Origin of the sequence: Aliifodinibius sp. S!AR15-10 (genome assembly GCF_031569985.1) — a bacterium.
Lineage (GTDB): Bacteria > Bacteroidota > Rhodothermia > Balneolales > Balneolaceae > JAMQKA01.
Genome location: NZ_JAMQKA010000056.1, coordinates 19,488 through 37,914, shown reverse-complemented (window position 1 = coordinate 37,914; position 18,427 = coordinate 19,488). Strand labels below are relative to the sequence as shown.

The 18,427-nt window shown below is 46.4% G+C and carries 15 protein-coding genes and 1 riboswitch; of the genes, 2 read left to right on the top strand and 13 right to left on the bottom strand.

Annotated features, from left to right (window positions below; all coding sequences use genetic code 11):
- Nucleotides 1-479: 479 nt before the first annotated feature.
- On the bottom strand, nt 480-1,067 hold the full coding sequence (locus tag NC796_RS23045; protein WP_310688173.1) for a Crp/Fnr family transcriptional regulator: 588 nt from the start codon (nt 1,065-1,067) through the stop codon (nt 480-482).
- A gap of 547 nt (nt 1,068-1,614) precedes the next feature.
- Here NC796_RS23045 and NC796_RS23040 point away from each other — a divergent pair.
- Nucleotides 1,615-2,754, top strand: coding sequence for a site-2 protease family protein (locus tag NC796_RS23040; RefSeq protein WP_310688172.1), 1,140 nt, complete (start codon nt 1,615-1,617; stop codon nt 2,752-2,754).
- 484 nt (nt 2,755-3,238) lie between these two features.
- Here NC796_RS23040 and NC796_RS23035 read toward each other — a convergent pair whose 3' ends face one another.
- From NC796_RS23035 to NC796_RS23005, 7 genes are all read right to left on the bottom strand, one after another.
- On the bottom strand, nt 3,239-5,290 hold the full coding sequence (locus tag NC796_RS23035; protein ID WP_310688171.1) for an NAD(+) synthase: 2,052 nt from the start codon (nt 5,288-5,290) through the stop codon (nt 3,239-3,241).
- A 60-nt stretch (nt 5,291-5,350) separates the two neighbouring features.
- Nucleotides 5,351-5,824 (bottom strand): BCAM0308 family protein, encoded by a 474-nt coding sequence (locus tag NC796_RS23030; protein ID WP_310688170.1) that lies wholly within the window; start codon nt 5,822-5,824, stop codon nt 5,351-5,353.
- Between the two features lie 2 nt (nt 5,825-5,826).
- Nucleotides 5,827-6,495: a dienelactone hydrolase family protein gene (locus tag NC796_RS23025; RefSeq protein WP_310688169.1), complete on the bottom strand. Its 669-nt coding sequence runs from the start codon at nt 6,493-6,495 to the stop codon at nt 5,827-5,829.
- Between the two features lie 844 nt (nt 6,496-7,339).
- The gene (locus NC796_RS23020) at nt 7,340-7,990 is read right to left on the bottom strand and encodes a phosphoribosyltransferase family protein (protein ID WP_310688168.1); all 651 of its coding nucleotides are present in this window, start codon (nt 7,988-7,990) and stop codon (nt 7,340-7,342) included.
- Between the two features lie 48 nt (nt 7,991-8,038).
- Nucleotides 8,039-8,269: a hypothetical protein gene (locus NC796_RS23015; RefSeq protein WP_310688167.1), complete on the bottom strand. Its 231-nt coding sequence runs from the start codon at nt 8,267-8,269 to the stop codon at nt 8,039-8,041.
- 88 nt (nt 8,270-8,357) lie between these two features.
- On the bottom strand, nt 8,358-8,759 hold the full coding sequence (locus NC796_RS23010; RefSeq protein ID WP_310688166.1) for a TraR/DksA C4-type zinc finger protein: 402 nt from the start codon (nt 8,757-8,759) through the stop codon (nt 8,358-8,360).
- Nucleotides 8,760-9,062: 303 nt separating this feature from the next.
- Nucleotides 9,063-9,608: a peroxidase-related enzyme gene (locus NC796_RS23005; protein ID WP_310688174.1), complete on the bottom strand. Its 546-nt coding sequence runs from the start codon at nt 9,606-9,608 to the stop codon at nt 9,063-9,065.
- A 324-nt stretch (nt 9,609-9,932) separates the two neighbouring features.
- Here NC796_RS23005 and NC796_RS23000 point away from each other — a divergent pair, with 324 nt between their 5' ends.
- A complete protein-coding gene (locus tag NC796_RS23000) occupies nt 9,933-11,660 on the top strand; it encodes an AMP-binding protein (protein ID WP_310688165.1) in 1,728 nt (575 codons plus the stop codon).
- On the opposite strand, the gene NC796_RS22995 is transcribed toward NC796_RS23000, so the two are convergent.
- From NC796_RS22995 to NC796_RS22975, 5 genes are all read right to left on the bottom strand, one after another.
- On the bottom strand, nt 11,650-12,009 hold the full coding sequence (locus NC796_RS22995) for a hypothetical protein (RefSeq protein WP_310688164.1): 360 nt from the start codon (nt 12,007-12,009) through the stop codon (nt 11,650-11,652). The genes NC796_RS23000 and NC796_RS22995 overlap by 11 nt on opposite strands.
- Nucleotides 12,010-12,172: 163 nt before the next feature.
- Nucleotides 12,173-12,652 carry a YbhB/YbcL family Raf kinase inhibitor-like protein gene (locus NC796_RS22990; RefSeq protein WP_310688163.1) on the bottom strand — a complete coding sequence of 160 codons (480 nt, stop codon included), beginning with the start codon at nt 12,650-12,652 and terminating at the stop codon, nt 12,173-12,175.
- A gap of 598 nt (nt 12,653-13,250) precedes the next feature.
- Nucleotides 13,251-13,358: riboswitch (TPP riboswitch) on the top strand.
- Nucleotides 13,359-13,445: 87 nt separating this feature from the next.
- Nucleotides 13,446-16,025: an MMPL family transporter gene (locus tag NC796_RS22985; RefSeq protein ID WP_310688162.1), complete on the bottom strand. Its 2,580-nt coding sequence runs from the start codon at nt 16,023-16,025 to the stop codon at nt 13,446-13,448.
- A complete protein-coding gene (locus NC796_RS22980) occupies nt 16,022-17,182 on the bottom strand; it encodes a hypothetical protein (protein WP_310688161.1) in 1,161 nt (386 codons plus the stop codon). Before NC796_RS22980 ends, NC796_RS22985 begins: the two co-directional genes overlap by 4 nt.
- A gap of 348 nt (nt 17,183-17,530) precedes the next feature.
- On the bottom strand, nt 17,531-18,190 hold the full coding sequence (locus NC796_RS22975; RefSeq protein WP_310688160.1) for a LysE family transporter: 660 nt from the start codon (nt 18,188-18,190) through the stop codon (nt 17,531-17,533).
- Between the last annotated feature and the right edge of the window lie 237 nt (nt 18,191-18,427).

The following is an 18,427-nucleotide window of genomic DNA, read 5'->3' as shown; positions in this document are numbered from 1 at the left end:
AGCTGACGCTGGTCGGGAGTTAGTTCTATCGTTGGGGCAACATTCATGAGCGTTTAATTGAGGGTTGGAGGGAATATACGATGTCCCCAGCTAATAATTACTATAATTTTTGAAATTAAGTACTAGTTCAATATTACGTATCACTGTTGTCCGGTAAAAAACTTTTGGAGTTGCCCTACTTCTCATTCTCGCTGTTCATTTTTTCAACGATGAAAAAATGAACCAAAAAAATCGCCGGCAGAGGTAAAGGTGACCTGAAGGGCTCGTCGTTCCGCTAAAAAAATCGCAGATTTTTTCTTCACGCTCTCCTCCGCTCCCTTCCGGGCGGTCAACTTTACCAAGGCCGGATGCAGAATGACTGATCTTTGTATGAGCCTGTTTATAAAGAGGTTCATATTGAATTCCTTTCCAAAAACGGAATGTAATGAACTTAGATGGCATTTTTTGCCTGAAAGATTAATCTCCCCGGACACTAATGATTACGTATCCTGACCGGCTATTCTGCGCCTTATTTTGCTGAGGAATTCGGGCGTTATTCCCAGATAGGAAGCAACCATATACTGGGGAACTCTCTTTTCGATGTCGGGATACCGGTTCCTGAATTCGATATATCGCTTGCCGGCATCTTTGCTGTACGAGCCAATAATTCGTTGCTGGGCGGCAATATAGGCATTTTGAATAATGAGGCGGAAGAACCGTTCCAGCTTGGGGATCTTTTCATAGAGTTCCTGGAGATCACTGTATTCAAATTGTATCAAGACTGAGGGCTCAATTGCATCTACGCTGAAGTTGGCCGGGGATTGCGTCAAGAAACTCTGCAGATCGGCAATCCACCAGTTTTCCACGGCAAACTGCACGACGTGCTCATGGCCCTCTTCATCCAGGTGATAGCAGCGAAGACATCCCTGGGCGACGAAATTCTCATATCGGCAGATCTCTCCCTGCTCAACCACGAACTGTCGCTTGCGTACGTTTTTTATGCGTGTCAGCGACTTGAGGGTATCAATCTCATCTTCGGTCAATGAAACATATTCATTGATATAAGCAATCAGTGAATCATAGCTCATCAGGAAAATATTATAATATTACGTTAACGTGTTTACTGGATGAAATTTACACTATCAGGGCTGAAAAAAAGTTATCCTGTAATTCCCTCTATAGCGAGGGAGTTAATTCTCGCGCAAGTGCGCCCGGTTTTTGCTGTGAGTAAGGATAACTATAAAACGAGTTTTTAGCCATTTAACTGTTTCTCTTACTACGTACGATCGACGAACATTATGTGTACGCCAGATGTACATTATATGTCGGTGCAACGAACCTTACTATGTACATATGGCGCACCTTACTTGTCGGAGTGACGAACCTTACTAGGTACGAACAACGGACATTACTACGTACGGAGGTCGTACCCTTACTACGTACGAACAAGGTACGTAGCCTGAACACCATACCCTGGGTGATATTCAATAAGGCACCACCTGTTGAGAATTCCTTACATTACAAGTGGGCTGGATCCCTACGACAGATATGTATGTTTAAATACATAATTCTGAGGATTCTTTTTCTACCATTTAGGTATTAGGAGTGAATCGCAATCTAACCGTGAGGCCGGTAATGAAAAAAGTGAAAGGATCGTTGGTACTGGGGCGAGTCAAGGGCATTCGAATACAAGTTCACTGGACGTTTCTGCTGCTGATCGGCTGGGTGGTGTTCCTGGAGATAAGTCGCGGTAATGATTGGGTGGCCATGCTATGGAGCGTAGGGTTTATAGTGATACTATTTGCCTGTGTGGTTTTGCATGAACTGGGACACGCGCTGACGGCGGCAAACTACGGGATTGGGACCAAGCAGATTACGCTATTGCCAATTGGAGGGTTGGCAAGCCTGGAGTCGATGCCGGAAAATCCCCGGGAGGAGCTGCTGGTTGCCATAGCGGGGCCGGCCGTAAATGCAGTGATTGCCCTTTTTCTCTACCTGTTTGTGCCTGTGGGCCAGTTCCTGAACCAGGATCCTGCCCAGTTGGAGCAGGCAATGAGTGCAATCGGCGCTGGAAATTTCCTTTTTTATCTTTTTTCGGCCAATGTAATGCTGGTGGTTTTTAATGTCATTCCCGCCTTCCCGATGGATGGAGGACGAATACTGCGCGCGCTCTTGTCGATGAGGATGAGCCGGGCCCAGGCTACCCAAATTGCCACCAGGCTTGGGCAGTTGGTGGCCCTATTTTTCTTTTTATTCGGACTGATCTTCAACCCGATACTGGCATTGATTGGGGTGTTCGTGTTTTTTGGAGCGCAGGGGGAGAATATCCTGGTTCAGCAGATGGCTCTGCTTAAGAACCGGACGGTGTCGGAGGCGATGATGACCGAGATAACAGTATTGAATCCTGAAAACTCTCTTTCCGATGTGGTGGACTTGGTTCTATCGGGTGCAGAGCAGGACTTTGTGGTAGCGGACGACCGGCGTGTGCACGGTGTGCTCTACCAAAGTGACCTGATCAATGCGTATCGAAGTGGCAGGGGAGAAGCTCTGGTCAATGATGTAATGACCTCACAATTTGAGACCTTACATCCCGAGGATCCTTTGAGCGAGGCTTATCTTAAAATTCGGACCAGGAAAAAGGGTTTTTTCCCGGTGGTAGATAACAACCGACTGGTTGGGGCCATTGATCAAAATAATATCAACGAGTTTATGGTCTTTCGGTCTTATCCACGCCTTGCACAGGAGGAGAAAACACCACAGATAAGAGGAGATTAATGCTTTGTGGCTGCCTCACGAGAGTTTTAACCGATTGAATGCCAATAACTTATAAGAGTAGTACTGCGAATTAACTGCAAGACCATATTTAGCCCAAGTGTCCATTTCTTTTGCTTTTGAATCATGCAATTCACTGGCTCCCCATCCTGAAGCGCATTTCCTCGGAAGGATTGTTCAGTTTTTCGATGAGAAAATCCGCCGGGAGTCGGACTGGCGAACTTCCACCAAAAAGGTCACTAGAAGACAGGTGACTGGATAGATATGAAGAGACGAATAAACGAATAAACTATGAGCACAACTTTACCGGGAATAGTGGAACAGGCTTTCTGTTGGGGCACGATGCATCGTGCCCTTACACTGCTACTATTGTAATCTGAGTTCCGACATCATTTATATTTTGCCTTTGTAAAGGTGACCGCCCGGTAGGAAACGGAGTGAAGCGTAAAGAAAAAACAACGATTAAAGCATTATTAATGTCATTTATTTATGGCACCTTTCGCTGTAGTTCATCCAGCCATATGTTAGCGTTTGAGTCACTGGGAGCTCTCCAGTCGGAGCGCGGGGAGAGTGAGCCGCCGGAACCCACCTTGGGGCCGTTGGGCAGTGCTGAACGCTTGAATTGTGACTCCGCAAAAAAGCGGCGTAGAAACACCTCAAGCCATTTCTTTATTTCGGATAGCGAGTATTGATTTTTTTTCTCCTCGGCATAGGGATCAGGCCAGTCTCCGGCATCCCGGTTTTTCCAGGCATGGTAGGCCATAAAAGCAACTTTGCTGGGAAGGTAGCCAAACCGGGAGAGATAATAGAGATTGAAATCCTGCAATTCATATGGACCGATAACCTCTTCGGTAGACTGCGACGGGTATTCATCATTTTTTTCTGATGGAATTAGTTCGGGGGATATTTCGGTATCCAGGATCTGGTAAAGGATGCCGCTTGCCTCTTCACCAAACGTTTGATTATCGGCTACCCAGCGGACCAGGTATTGGATCAGCGTTTTGGGGACCGACACATTTACGTTGTAGTGCGACATATGATCTCCAACACCATAGGTGGTCCACCCCAGTGCCAGTTCACTCAGGTCCCCGGTACCGATGACCAGGGCATCCCGGAAGTTGGCCAGGCGGAAGAGGTGTGAGGTGCGGTCGCCGGCTTGCACATTTTCAAAAGTAACATCATATTCCGGGTTTTCATCCGAATGCGGGTGCCCGATATCGGAAAGCATCTGCCTGCTGGAGGGTTTGATGTCGATTTCGTTGCTCTCCACGCCCAGTGCAGTCATAAGGTTACGGGCATTTTCAAGGGTATGCTGGCTGGTGGCAAAGCCCGGCATGGTATAGGCCAGGATGTTGGTCCGGGGCAGCTTAAGTAGTTCTGCAGCCTGTACGGCCACCAGCAGGGCATGCGTGGAATCAAGTCCACCGGAAACGCCGATCACCGCCTTTTCAATCCCGGTACTCTTCATCCGCTGGTAAAGCCCCTGCACCTGGATGTTGTAGGTCTCTTCGCAGCGATCATTGCGCTTGGAAGGAGCAGCTGGCACATATGGAAACCGGAAAAAGCTCCGCACCGGCTCATACTCCTCGGCCGGTAACACAAAATTGAAGTAGATTTTTCGGAAGGAGCGAATTCGGTCCTGGAATACTTCGACATTGTCATTAAAACTGGTCATCCGCATTCGTTCCTGCGATATCCGGTCGAGGTCTATATCTGAGAAGATAAGCTGTTCCTCTTGTTGAAAACGCTTGGTTTCAGTAAGGAGGTCTCCATTTTCGCAGATTATTCCGTGCCCGTCCCAAGCCATGTCGGTGGTAGATTCACCCGATCCTGCCGCTGAGTAAAGGTAAGCAGATATCGTCTTGGCTGATTGAGAAGTGCACAGGAGTCGCCGGTAATCCGGTTTGGCGATTGTCACGTTGCTGGCGGAAAGGTTCGCCAGGATAGTAGCGCCGGCCATAGCAGCAAAGGTGCTGGGCGGGGCCGGCACCCAGAGGTCTTCACAAATTTCAACATGCAGCTTGAACTGATCCATGCTCGCGTCTTCAAAAAGCAACTTATTTCCAAAAGGAACCTGCCGGTGGCACAATTCGAATTCAGTCACAGGTGCCGAAAGGCCTGAAGTGAACTGGCGTTTCTCATAAAATTCGCGGTAGTTTGGCAGGTAAGACTTTGGTACGACACCGAGAATATCTCCACTATAAATAACAACTGCACAGTTGTACAGCGCATTTTCAACTTTCAGGGGCGCTCCCAGGATAAAGATGGAATGCAGGTTTCGAGTGTTTTGCAGGAAAACCGTCAGGTTGTCACGGACGGAGTTCAAAAGTGTAGCCTGGTGAAACAGGTCGTCATTTGTATAGCCAGTCAGTCCCAATTCAGGAAATACGCATATAGCCGCTCCTTTTGCTGATGCTTCTTGGGCCAGCTGGATGGATGAACGAACATTCGCCTTGGGGTCTGATAGTACAATTGGGGGCACAGCAACGGCTGCCCTGAGAAAACCATGTGAATAGATTGACTTAAAGGATCCCTGCATATGCAATTGGTCTGGAGTTAACGTGGGCTCTCAATAATGGATTTATTTCACTGACATAGGTTATCTTTTCCAGGATATCCTGATGCGTTCTTGTGCATCGTAGGAGGTATTCACTGTACCCCGGAAGGCGGTTTTTAGGTAATCGCCCAACCGGCGTGCTAAATAGACTCCTGTTGTTGTTATAAACAGATGCCGATTCGTTTCTTTTATTTTTATGATTCGTTCCAGTGGATGCGCTGAACTCTCACTTCTTTCCAGGTCGCGAACCATCAGTATGATCTCGCTGCGATGTTCATTTAAAAAAGAACCGCTTAGCGTGACAAACCCGATGGGATCATTCTCTTCAATTCTTTTGCATGCCGGGCACACCTCCAGGCCATTTGTCGGTCTTGCAGCCTCCCATGTCCAGTGCCCGTTTATAAATAACACCCCGCAATCGGGACACTGTGTCGGTTCCCGGTTCTCTTTCGTCGTTCTGTCAAGTCTCCGTCCACGATTTTGTTTAAACAGGAATCCTTTTTTCTTTCTTCTCATATCTACCCCATAAAATCTTTCTCGATCTCTTTTGGATAGTAATAGAGGTACCTGGTGAACCATTCCGCAGTGCGATTGGTGACATCTCCCAGTTGTCCAGGCACTTCAAAAAGGTGAGATGCCCCTGCAATAACTGTCAGTTTTTTAATGCCTTGCAACTGATGTAAAGCGGCTTCATTGGCCTCGAGTACTTCTTTGTCATGTCCGCCCACCAGCAGTAGGGTGGGACTCTTGACATGCGGGATTGTATTTTGGACTAAATCCGGTCGTCCGTCCCTGCAAACAATCGCCCTTACCATTTCAGATCCAAGTTCCGCCGCTGCCGCAAGAGCTGATGCTGCCCCTGTGTTGGCGCCGAAATAACCGATGTTTACGTTGCTCACCCTGGATTTCAGCAACCAGTTTGTAACTGAAATCAACCGCCTGGTAAGTAGTTCAATATCGAACCACCGGCTATAATGCTTGTTTTCTGCAGGTGTCAAGAGATCAAAAAGAAGGGTCCCAAAACCCTGTTGCCGTAGATTATTGGCAATCGATCTGTTCCGGGCACTTAACCGATTGCTGCCGCTGCCATGTGAAAAAAGTACAATTCCTTTGAGCCGGTCCGGAAGTGCCAGGTTTCCCTTAAGTTGAACTGCACCGACTTCTATGTCAACGGTTCTTTTGTACATTTGGGATATGTTGTGAATTCAGGATTATACTTACCGTCATTCCCGGATGAGAGTCTCACAACTGTTTCCCGGACCCTCCTTTATAAATATACGTATTTCAAATGACATTTAGTCTGCGTACGCTCTTTCAATATCATATATACGTAACAATAACTCCGGTACTACCCGTTTTCGCAGGAGTGGTACTGGGAACAAGAGCCAAACCGCCCCCGGGGATTTCCTTCTTGTATAGGCCGCATGATATTGCACCGGCATCTGCTTAGCGCCATTTTTCGGCTTTCTTTACGAACTCAGAAGGAGCGCCCACGCGTATCACTGCATTTACCCCCGGAGCGTTTGGCCAGTCGCTCCCGTAGCTTATCTTCATCATAATTATATAATCTCATTTTCAGCGGGCTATCCCATTAAGCATTAATCCCACATAAGCTGAAACCCCGAAGTTATTTTCCGGGAAGCTGTGCGTTATATTCATTTCCCGCGTTCATTTGGTACTCCTGCTTACTCAAAAGCTTGCTGACCCGGACCATTAAATTTCGAAGAGTTGGCAGATTATTGGGGAAAAGCTTAAAAACAGGAGAGATAAATACGCTTTCTCAGGTAGTAATATTTTGATTTTCAGTGTAGGGTTTTTACCTACAAGAAAAATGAATAAAGACTAGTTTGACGTATTTACCGGTTGAATTTAGAGCTAAGATACGTTCTCTGCGCGATCTGTGTAATCAGCGGGAGAACGACAGGGCCCGCAGATGACGCGGATTCCGCAGATTGTCTGGTATCCATCGTTATGGTCGCCCGTTAAGATGACTAATCGGAAAACGCGTTAGTTTTGTATAACAGGTGGTTGCTATCCGCTGGATTTTGATGTTGTTTGGTCTACGTCCGAATTTAAGAAATGCAGGACCTGTTTATCCGTCAGGTTAGGGAATTTTTCATATTGCTGGGACACTGCGTAAAAATCGCCCGGTGTTTGCAGGATTATTGCATCATGCACCCGGTTCTGAAGAGTTCGTAACATGAGCCTGCTTGATACGGGAGCTGCTACGATAATTATTTTAGGTTTTTGTTTCTTGCAGAGTTCAATAGCTGCGAACAGCGTAGATCCCGTGGCAATGCCGTCGTCAACCAAGATTACTGTACGGTTATCCATATTTGGCAGCGGCTGCCCTTTCCGGTACAACTTAACCCGGCGGTCAATTTCTTTTTGGGTCCTTTCCATCACACGTTCGATCATGTCTCTTGTCAGCAACTTTTGAATTCGAGGATTCAGGTAGAGACTGCCGTCCTCTGCCAGCGCTCCAAAAGCGGCTTCAGAGTGGTCCGGGTAGCCAAGTTTGCGTGAGACAACTACCGAAAGGCTTGCCTTCAATTCATTTGCCACGTAATATGCCACTTCTACACCACCCCGGGGAATCCCCAGAATAAGCGGTTTTTTGTGTTGATACTTTTTAAGTGCCCCGGCTAGCTGCAGGCCAGCCGCTTTCCTGTCCTTGAACATGGGGTGTTTATCCTTCCGATTGCGCCGATTAAGTAGTAGCCTTATTCGCTATTTAACTTCCAATGCCTGATCAATACCCTCAATTACTTTTATACAGGCTTCTTCTTTGGTTTCACCCCTGCCTGTCACCGTTCGTCCTTTGTGGTTCCGGGTCGTCACCTCTATGCCATCCCACACTTTGCGGATTTTGCTAATGGTAAAGCCGCGATATCCTTTCTCATGCAGAATGGTTATGCGTTCGTGAAATACGTTATCTCTATTTTGTTCTTGTTCTGGCATACTAACCTCACTTTGTTATTCATTGGCCTTACCGTTTTTAAAGAACAATTTGATTGTCCAAGCTTATCCTGCAGCAACCATCTGCTTTTCAATCATCTTCTGCAAGCCCCCGTTTCTTGGCTTCAATACTATACCTGGTATGAGGTACTGATTCCAGCCGCTCCCTTGAGATTGGCTTGCCGGTGGCAGCACAGATGCCATAGGTTCCGTTTTGCATGCGTTTCAGGGCTTCATCAATTTCAGCAATAAATTTTTGTGTTCGCTCCTTTAGCTGGTAATTGAGCTCTTCCTCCTCTACATCCGATCCAACATCGCCCATGTGGTGAGTGATCGAGGAGTAATCGGCATCATCAACTTCATTCAGGTTGGAGATACTATTGTCAAGGATCTCAAGTGTCTCCATAGCGTCCTTTCTTTTCCGAAGCAACAGATCTTTGAAATGCTTGAGCTCCTTACGGCTGAGGTAATGTCCTTTATTGGCATGCTTCATGAGACCCTCCTGCTTATATTTAGTTCACTTAATTAATAATAATAAATTGGGTGATTATGTATAGTAGAATAACCCAAAATGATGTAGTACTGTGGCTTACAATTTTTCAAATGAAATTCCACCTTGGTGGTGAAAAGGTTTGTAGCAGGTTCAGTGATATTTGGTTCCGCACCTAAATGCGGTAACTCAGGGCGGACTAAGCCATTGTGGGAAGTAAAGGATGGAGAGCAGGAACAATAACAATCCCGGCTACCTAAAGAGATCGGCATGCCGGGAATAGCCAATGCTTCTTAAATTGTGAAATCAGCTGTATCTCAGGTAGCCTTCTGTTGCCAGCACTTTGCCGTGCTCCTCATAGGCTTCTTCATCGTCCGGCGCAAACGTGCCGAGCCCGTCAACGTACCTGTTATACATGCAGAAAGCGGCAGCGATGAGCACCGTATCATGAATTTCCTTGTCGGTTGCCCCCTTCTCCTTTGCTGCCGAAATATCCTGGTCAGTTACGTGTGTTCCACCTTTCTGCACCTGTGCAGCAATATGCAGCAGTGCCTTCATTTTGTCACTTATCGGTGCCGATCGGAAATCTTCCTGAACCTGCTTTACCAGTTCTTTATCGTCGCCGAGCAGGTGACTTGCAGTGGCACCATGGGAATTCATGCAGAATTTACACTCATTACGAGAGGAGACCAGGCTGGCAATCAGTTCTCTTTCTCCTTCTGAGAGAGTGGAGTCCCCGCGCAGTAAAACCTGGGCCAGCTCTGACAACGGTTTGGCTGTTTCCTTAAACTGGGTTAGCAATCCCACAATACCCGGGAGTTGATTTTGTAGTTCTATATGAGCCATATAAATATCCCTTTCCCTTATTGTTATTTTATTAAGATAAGTTGTAGATACCAGTCTATTAACTGGGTATCAAGAGTAATATTGTTATTTAGCAGGGTTATTCCGAATCAATCAATTTAGTATAAAAAGGGAAATTTAGTGGATTCTTCCACAATAAATAGATGGCATTCCCTCTCTCTGTGTGATATATTAGATTTTATGTTTATATCATCATTTTCGATGATATAATACATTAATGACGATTTAGGGTTAGATGAGGCAGCCGGAAGTTTGTGAGTGGCTATCCAAATATGATGGGCAACTTATAGTTAAATTTAAACTGAGAGAGTAATGTTTGGAACAGATATAGTTGAGCAGGCCAATCGATATGTACCTCCGAATATGGTGGCATATGATGAGGTATACAAGGCATTCCGATGGAATAAATATATCAGTGAACTGTCCGGTTTGCCTAACCGGGAAGGGCTAAATATCGCTTATGAGGCGGTAGACCGGCACGCAGCAGGAAAGTTGCGAAATAAGATTGCAATGCGATGGCTGGGTGATGATGGGACAACTGAGGAATTTTCATACCAAAAGTTGAAGGAAGAGACGGGGCGTTTTGCCAATATTTTGCAGAGCCTTGGGGTTGAAGAAGGGGAAGTTGTCGCTACTTTGACCGGTCGTATCCCGGGACTGTTTATTGCAGCGTTGGGAGCAATGAAAACCAGGAGCCTTTTTTGCCCGATCCCTGCGGGAGATACCCGTGAGTCGATATGGAGCTGCCTGGAACAGGCGAATCCCAAAGTGTTGGTCACAACCGGAGCTTTATACCGGGAAAAAGTGGAGCCGGCTCTCGATCAGCTGGAGAATTTGCAACACGTCTTACTCGTGGATGAAATGGAACGCCGGGATCCAATGATAGAATCGATGCCACTCCTGATGCGTCAGGCGGACAAAATGTTTGATCTTCCTCCTACAGATCCCGACGATCCGGCAATGGTGCAATTTAGTAGTGGCAGTTCGGGCCCGCCAAAAGGAGTTATACATACCCATAAGTCAGCACTCATTCACTATATAACGGGCAAATTTGTGTTGGATTTTCATGCTGACGATATCTTTTGGTGCACCGCCGCCCCGGGCTGGGCCCCCTGTACCTTTTATGGAATGCTGTCTCCACTTCTGCACGGAGTCACCAGTTTAGTAGTTGAGGGTGATCTAGAACCTCACCTGTGCTATCAAATCCTGGAGGAGCAGATGGTATCGGTTTGGTACACCACTCCAGTTATTTTGCAAAAGTTGATGCACGAGGATATCGATGTAGGGAAACAGTACAATTTGAATGCCCTGCGCCTTATCCACAGTACGGGAGGGCCGGTGCGTCCGCAGATTCAGCGGTGGAGCCAGGAAACACTCGAACTCCCCATATTAGACACATGGGGACAGGCCGAAACCGGCGGTATTATGATCGCCAATTATCCGGGAATGCGGATTAAGCCGGGAGCCATGGGGAAACCTCTGCCGGGTATTAAGGCGGCGATCGTGAAAACGGACGAATCGGGAGAGCTCACTTTTATTGAAGAGCCGGGGGAGACGGGGCAGCTAGCCCTCAAAACGGGGTGGCCCTCCATGTTTGCAGGCTATGTGGAAGGGGAGTATAAACAGCGTTTTGCAGGAGGTTGGTATTTAACCGGCGACCTGGTCCACAGGGATGAGCAGGGATATTTTTGGTTTGGGGGTAGAATGGAACAGACGCTTCTGTTAGAAGCCGATGAAGTTACTTCATTTGAGATAGAGCAGGTGTTGATGACTCATCCTGCCATTCTGGAAGCGGCGGTTGTGGCTGAAAAAGAGGCCGATCCAAAAGCTATATTATACGCCTATATCGCAGTGAAAGCAGGCTGTCAACCGGATGAAGATCTGGCAATGGAGATCAAAAGTTTTGCAGGAGAACAACTGGACCTGATCCCGGCCGGATTGAAGATTGAATTCATGCGAAGATTGCCGAAAACTCCAAGTGGTACCATACGTAGATACAAACTGAGGGACCGGGAATATAAACTCCCTCTCAGTATGTGATAGTAATTTCCCACAACGGAGGCGTTGGAATGTTTTGAGTATTGCACCACCTGGTTATCGATTCTTTTTTTCCAAATGGTATTACCATTATCGCTTCATTCTGAGATCTGTTATGGGCATATAAGCAGAAATTAACAAGCTTGTTGGATTTTTCCGGCAATTTGTGAATATCTTCGGTAAAGATCTCAAAGAGATAATTTGTTCCATTTTTTTCTGCAGTGATAGCCGGGATAATAGATTGGCTTCCCGTAGTTTCCACTACTGATGGGGAAGGGAATTTATCGTTCCTGTTGACCCTTATTTCTGAGAATCGTAACCATTCAAGCAGGCTGATAAATTCTTTCTGCACCTTTTCGAAGTCACTGGCTGAATTCTCCCTATACATAACCTCTTGTTTGCCCTAAAATTGTTGGTAAAGGTTAGCAAATTTTAATCAATAATAAATCAGCCTAAAAAAGTAGGTAAAAACACTTATGCTTGCCTTTTCCAGTTATTTCAGGGTTTGGCATATTCTATTTTTGCCGCCTGTATTTTCCGACCAGTTCCACCTGGTCTAAAATATGCCCATTCATAGCTTTAAGCAGTTCTTCTTTGGTGGCACCCGGTCCAAAATCAAGTTCGGTATCCAAGGCGTATAGTTTTACGACATAGCGATGAATCCCGTCGGGAGGGCACGGACCCCGGTAGGCTCTCTTCTGGTAATCATTGGTCCCGTGTACGGCACCATTCGCCATAATTTCAACAGCAGGTATAAGTTCCCCAAGTTTGCGTTGATCGCCGGGAATGTTATATAAAATCCAGTGTACAAATGTTTTCGACGGAGCGTCCGGATCCTCGAATATTATGACAAATGATTCTGTGCCCACAGGAATGTGAGACCATTCCAGTGGAGGTGAAATATTTTCGCCGTCACACGTGTATTTTTCAGGTATCATCTCTCCATCGCCAAAAGCGGGACTTTCGAGTTTCAAAGCCATTACTTTCTTATCCATGTTTTTTTATCCCGATATAATTAAAAAGCCCTTAAGGTTTCAATTACCTGTCTCTAGTTGAATTTTTTTCAGTATTGCAAATAGTAGCCACCATAAGGCAAAAAAGTCAATCTGAAAATTATTTTTTCCAACACTTGATAACCTGACAGTATTCTTGTCTTATGTAACACATCACCCGGGTTACAAATTAATTGAAAGTTTTAAAATTATATAACCTTCTCTAGAATCTTTTGCCAACAGGGTAGATTATGAGTATGTGTAGTGAAAAATCCCACAATAGTTCCCCAAACAACAATAATTTCGGTGGAAAAAGGCTTAGATGGATCATTTTTAAAAAATGATTTCATACAACCCGGGAAAACACCTACAGGCTGTATAGAAATTGACCTACTATTTTGTAGCTCCATAATGAGTACTCTGTACTTAGAGACTTTGACAACTTGACTATAAGAATAACAAGCACAATTCTGGATCATACCACGGTGTGGTCAGGAATAAATCAGGAATATGCCGCTGATTAATTTTTGATTAGTCATCATATGGCTAACGAAAATTGTGCTTCGGCACTTGTTAATCATCGAAAGGTGGTTAACCCGAAGCCACCGGTGGAGGGTGCTTTTTCTGCCAGCAGGCGGAAGGGGCTGAGATAATACTTCAGAACTTGAACCGGATAATGCCGGCGATAAGAATACCGATGGCTTCGTCATTAAAGTAGCTCAAAGCAAATGGAGAGTCCGAATACATTAATAATGTTTCGGGCTCTTTTTTTTATCATATTGTCCTTTCCGCCCCATCATCTTTCCACTTTTTCCCGAACTCGTAATGTCGCTTTATTTTTTTGTGCTGGATTTTTCGCATCAAATTGTTCAAGCCCCTTCAAAAGTGACGGCAATACAAAAAGTGCAGCAAACAGGGCCAGGCCGACTCCCAAAATAGCGACTTCTCCTATTGAGCGCATCCCGGGGTGAATAGAGAAAAGGAGTCCGCCGAAACCGAGCATCGTCGTAAACGTGCTGACGGTGATATGTTCGCCCGTTGAATGCAAAACCCGCATAATAGAGCCTTTGCCTTCTTCAAGGTAGCGGTGCACAATGTGTATGCCGCTGTCATCGCCGATGCCGAGGATTGTGGGCAGAACCACCAGGTTATAAAAATTCAGTTTCCACCCTACAGTTTCCATAATGCCAAAGAGCCATATAAAACTGGCCGCAAGTGGTAGGAGGGCAAGGAACATCCATTTAAAACCACGCAGGATGATGACCTTGAAGAGCACGATAAAAAGTAGTGTCAATGCCACCATAAGCGGAGCCTCATCGATCATAAGTCGCAGCATGTCGGAAGCGACGATGGATGTGGAGCCGGCATAATAGGTGTTTCCATTTTGCATGGTGACTTCGCCTACGTCATCAGCGAAAGCCATGGAGTTTCGGCCGTCCGCTAATCCTACCGACGGATGAATGATAACCAGGTTTCCGATGGCGCCCGAGGTGGAGCTAAACGGCGATTTCAGGAACTCGGGGACCTCATTGAGTGGAATGGGACTGTGGGTACCGGCAGCAGTTTTGAGCCTCTCCAGATCATTAGCTGCCTTCTCAGAACTTTCAAGGAATGGGTCGTTGAGGAGCTTCCTGATCTCTGCAATTCGGGCCAGTTTGGCCTGTGCTTTCTCAGTAGAAAAGGGATAGCGATCCTGGAACGTTTCTACACTTCGAATGGTGGGCGTCAGCGTGTCGACTTTGGCGCGTTCCCGCAACAGGTTGGCAACCACTGGTGCGTCTTCAGGCCTGTCTACAATGATGTATGCTGAGTTTCGCGTACCGGTGTCACTGTAGGTCCGCCAAACCAGTGCATTTCGACGGTTAAACTCTTCATAGGTTGGTTCTAGTTCGGCAAAATCATACTCAAACGACAATTCATCCAGTTTTATAAAAGACAGGGTGGTTACGCCGATCGCTACAGCGAGTATCCCGATAGAGAGTACTCGCCATCGTAATCGAATGTCGGGACGAATGTTGGATTCGGAGTTCGAAGTGGCTTCAGACACTGTGATACTGGCAAGCGTGAGCAGTGGACTTTTTTCGAGCAAAACAATTAATGCGGGTAGAAAGACCAGGTACGAAAGAATCGCAAATAGCAACCCAATTCCCGCTATGAATCCGAATTCACTGAAGCCCTTGAAGGCCGCAATCATAAGGATAAAGAAGGCGGCCGCTGTCGTGAGTCCCACCACAAAGATTGCCTGTCCCGTCGTCATAAAGGTGGTAAGAATAGACTGCTCCACAGAATGACCGTTTCCCCGCTCCTCGGAATAGCGGGCATAAAAATGGATACCAAAGTCGATCCCCATTCCAAACAGCAACAGGCCGAGCGTGGAGGTCATAACATTTAAGGTGCCATACGCCATCCATGCGATGCCAAAGGTCCAGCAAAGGCTAAATATCAGCGGCAGTGCCATAATGAGAGCATGTGCGGGGGTGTGAGTGAGCTGTTTAACAGCCCATCGGAATCGGAACTCCTGTCCATAACGGGCACGGTAACCCTTGTAGTAAAAATAGAGTACGACCGCAATGAGCAGCATCAGCACCCCGGCCCCGAACGAGTCGAAAACATCTGCGGTTATCGTCTCAATTTCAATCAGCGTGCGTAGCAGTCGCCCGGCGGCCGCAACCTCCATCTGTGGATGGTAGGAGTCGGGATTCATGTCGGCAATCAGGTTTTCCAGGTCGGCATAAGCGTTGCGGATAAACCCAAGGTCAGTCTGGGAACCACTGGGAAACAGTTTTATCGCCAGCACTGTAGAGTCAGACGACATGGTATATGCTGATCCAACCAGCTCGTTGTACCGCTGATTCAGTTCTTCGCCAAGAGAGTCCGTTTCGGCCTCCTCTTCTTCCAGCTCAAAATAAAAGGGGTTAGCCTTCCGGCGCGACTCCTCAATTTGATTTTCCAGGTATTCCTGTAGTTGATCCAGTTCTTCCCCAGTGGCAAAATAAAGTGCATTTTGTTTTAAGAAATCGATATTTCTTCTGAATTCAGCCCGTGTGAAATAGGGTTCACCAGTTGCGGGGTTTGTCAGCGCCAGCGCACGTGGAATCAGTGCTTCAGCAAACCTTTTGTTGATTTCGAACGAGGGACTGTGGATGGCCACGACCGCTTCATGCTCTCCACCGACCTGTTCGCGCAGCTTGTTGAGCGCCTGCACACTTGGATAGTCTTGTGGAATAAGTTTCGAAAGGTCATTGTCGATGCGAAGATTGCGGGCCATCAAAAAGCCGCCTATCGCCAATGAAAAACAAATCACCAGAACCGTAAACGGGTGGAGAATTACATACTTTATGCCCGGTTGAAGGTGCTTAAAGAGCCAGTCAATCATATGGCGGGCTCCCCGGTTTCTTGGCCCGAGACGTTGGATGAACGACTCGTCCGGCTAATTTTCCACAGGTAATGTACCAGGCTACCCAGTCCGAAAAAGATCAGTAGAACATTTAAAATCCATCCAATAAACGGCAGGTTGGTAAGGATTGCGATGTAGATTATACCCAATATCAGTCCCCAGTAATGGGTGGAGGTTTTAGCCTCCCCGGTAAAAAAGATAATGCTGAGCACACCGAGGGATATAGCAACCACCAGGTAGCCGATGAACAGGGACAACAGGTATAACATGCCCAAAATCACAGAAAGAGGTATGGTGATGACCAGGACAGCGAACAATAAAATGGCGATGGGAACTGCGATAAAGGCCAGGAATCCCCAACCGGTATTCTTCCAGAAAGATTCTGCCGCAAATTTGGATATGTCGATTGCTGTTTGCTGGAAAATTCTGAGAATAATCAATCCAGTGACAACCAGGGAAAGGAAAAACCAGAGCTGGAAAAGTACAACGCTCCACACATCTGTTTCCTCCGTGTTGAGTGTCAAATTCTCCGGGATTGCTCCCAGGTTTTCACGGTGCAGCGTTTCGGTGCTTGTGATGGTCGTTCCGTAGGCTGCACTATAATTTTCGCCAAAGGTGACATCATCACTGTAAATATTGGAGGAGCCGTTGATGATGCCATCCAACGCTATTTCTCCCCCGGCCAGCCGTAGGGTTCCCTCTATAATGCCGCCGTTCAGTTTTACTGTACCCCCGGCAACAAACGCATTACCGCGGATTTCAGCCTGCTCACTGATCGTGATATCACGACCTGCTGCGAAAAGGTCTCCCTCTATGATACCATCTATTACTACCGTTTCTCCAGCACTAACCAGCATTCCTCCCACATGGCCAAAAACCGAAACAATTTGGCCTGCCACAAAGGCATCATCAGTGACATCCCCGTTAAACAAGAACATCCGGGAAGCAGAGTAGAGGTCGTTATCGAGATAGCCCAACACTTCAATCGACTGCCCGGCAAGAATAACATTGTTGTGAAGCGTATCGCCTGAAGAGATCCTGATAACCTCTTGGGCCCGGTAGGTGGAGGGTTGAGCCACGATCCCTTGTGATAATGATACTGTAATGATTATGATTGTGAATAGCCGGGTTCTCATAAATAATTCCTTTCAAATATGGTGTATATGTAGGTTGTCACCATTGTCTCTTGAATAATGACTAACTATCAGGAGGATAGGGGTAAAATGGGTGATTATAGGTCTGATATTTACGCCTCAAGATGTGGAGCAGATTGGTATTTGAGCGTAGGGAAACTCCTTACAGGAAGGGTGTGGGAGAAAAACTTAAATTCGACTTTGTGCCGATCAGAAATACAAGTACTACACTTACCACTGAGAAAGTATAGTCATTCCGTATGCCGATCCGGTCTCTCGTGGTGTTCAAAAGCATCGATCAATTCTAAGACTTATAAAAGAGTATGAACTTTGCGAGATCCTGAATCAAGTTCAGGCAAAAGGGATTTTAAACGCTGTTTTAATATATTTTATGACTAGCAGATACAGCATCCAGCCGGCCACACCGATCAGCAGCAAACCGTATATGTAGTTCTGGAGTTTCAAATTTTCAGGGCCCATCACTCTGGAAAACAGTTTACCGCCCAGTCCCCACAGAATATTGGCAATCAACCCATTGAGGAAAAACAGGAATGTGATCAGCAAAATGGTGGAGCCGGTACTTTGCTCATTCAGGGCCACGGGATACATTACCAGTATCGCGGCAATCAGTTTGCCATTAAACGTAGAGAGAATAAAACCATCTTTGAAGTTGAATTCCTGTTCTCGATTGTTAGCATCTTGTTTGGTTGAAGAAACGAAAAATCGATAGCCCAGGTAAAAAATGTACAGCGTGCCGATCAGGGTCAGCAGGTCGAAGAACAGCTCATATTCTTTATTTACCTGATTAAACCCGTATCCGATGAGTAGGGTGTAGACAATGGCCGGGAACCAGAGCCCGACAAACAGTGGAATACTATTCCGGAAGCCCATTTTTCCCACAGCGGTGGCCAAGAAAATGTTGGCCGGACCGGCACTGTACTGCATGCCCAGCATCAGCAAAAACCAGCTCCAGAAGTTGAAAGAATTAAATATGGTATTGGCAAATTCCATAAGCAATATGTCCGGGGATCGTTGAAATTCATGATTTGAAAATCACTGTTGTCCGATAAAGAACTTTTAACGTGTCTTGCTGCTTATTCCTTCTGTGCTATTCTTTTTTTTAGTGAAAAAAAACGACTCAAAAAAATCACCGCCTGAAGTAAATTGTCGCTGTGTTCAGTCCACCTCCGCTAAAACCATTTAAACTCGCTCCGCTGAAAAACGCGGCTCTCAGACACAAATGGTTTC

Coding starts and splice junctions, on each gene's coding strand:
- NC796_RS23035 (WP_310688171.1), bottom strand. CDS start 5,290: ATGCAGGGATCCTTTAAGTCAATCTATTCACATGGTTTTCTCAGGGCA.
- NC796_RS23045 (WP_310688173.1), bottom strand. CDS start 1,067: ATGAGCTATGATTCACTGATTGCTTATATCAATGAATATGTTTCATTG.
- NC796_RS22980 (WP_310688161.1), bottom strand. CDS start 17,182: ATGAGAACCCGGCTATTCACAATCATAATCATTACAGTATCATTATCA.
- NC796_RS23030 (WP_310688170.1), bottom strand. CDS start 5,824: ATGAGAAGAAAGAAAAAAGGATTCCTGTTTAAACAAAATCGTGGACGG.
- NC796_RS23020 (WP_310688168.1), bottom strand. CDS start 7,990: ATGTTCAAGGACAGGAAAGCGGCTGGCCTGCAGCTAGCCGGGGCACTT.
- NC796_RS22990 (WP_310688163.1), bottom strand. CDS start 12,652: ATGGATAAGAAAGTAATGGCTTTGAAACTCGAAAGTCCCGCTTTTGGC.
- NC796_RS22985 (WP_310688162.1), bottom strand. CDS start 16,025: ATGATTGACTGGCTCTTTAAGCACCTTCAACCGGGCATAAAGTATGTA.
- NC796_RS23025 (WP_310688169.1), bottom strand. CDS start 6,495: ATGTACAAAAGAACCGTTGACATAGAAGTCGGTGCAGTTCAACTTAAG.
- NC796_RS23000 (WP_310688165.1), top strand. CDS start 9,933: ATGTTTGGAACAGATATAGTTGAGCAGGCCAATCGATATGTACCTCCG.
- NC796_RS23040 (WP_310688172.1), top strand. CDS start 1,615: ATGAAAAAAGTGAAAGGATCGTTGGTACTGGGGCGAGTCAAGGGCATT.
- NC796_RS23015 (WP_310688167.1), bottom strand. CDS start 8,269: ATGCCAGAACAAGAACAAAATAGAGATAACGTATTTCACGAACGCATA.
- NC796_RS23010 (WP_310688166.1), bottom strand. CDS start 8,759: ATGAAGCATGCCAATAAAGGACATTACCTCAGCCGTAAGGAGCTCAAG.
- NC796_RS22975 (WP_310688160.1), bottom strand. CDS start 18,190: ATGGAATTTGCCAATACCATATTTAATTCTTTCAACTTCTGGAGCTGG.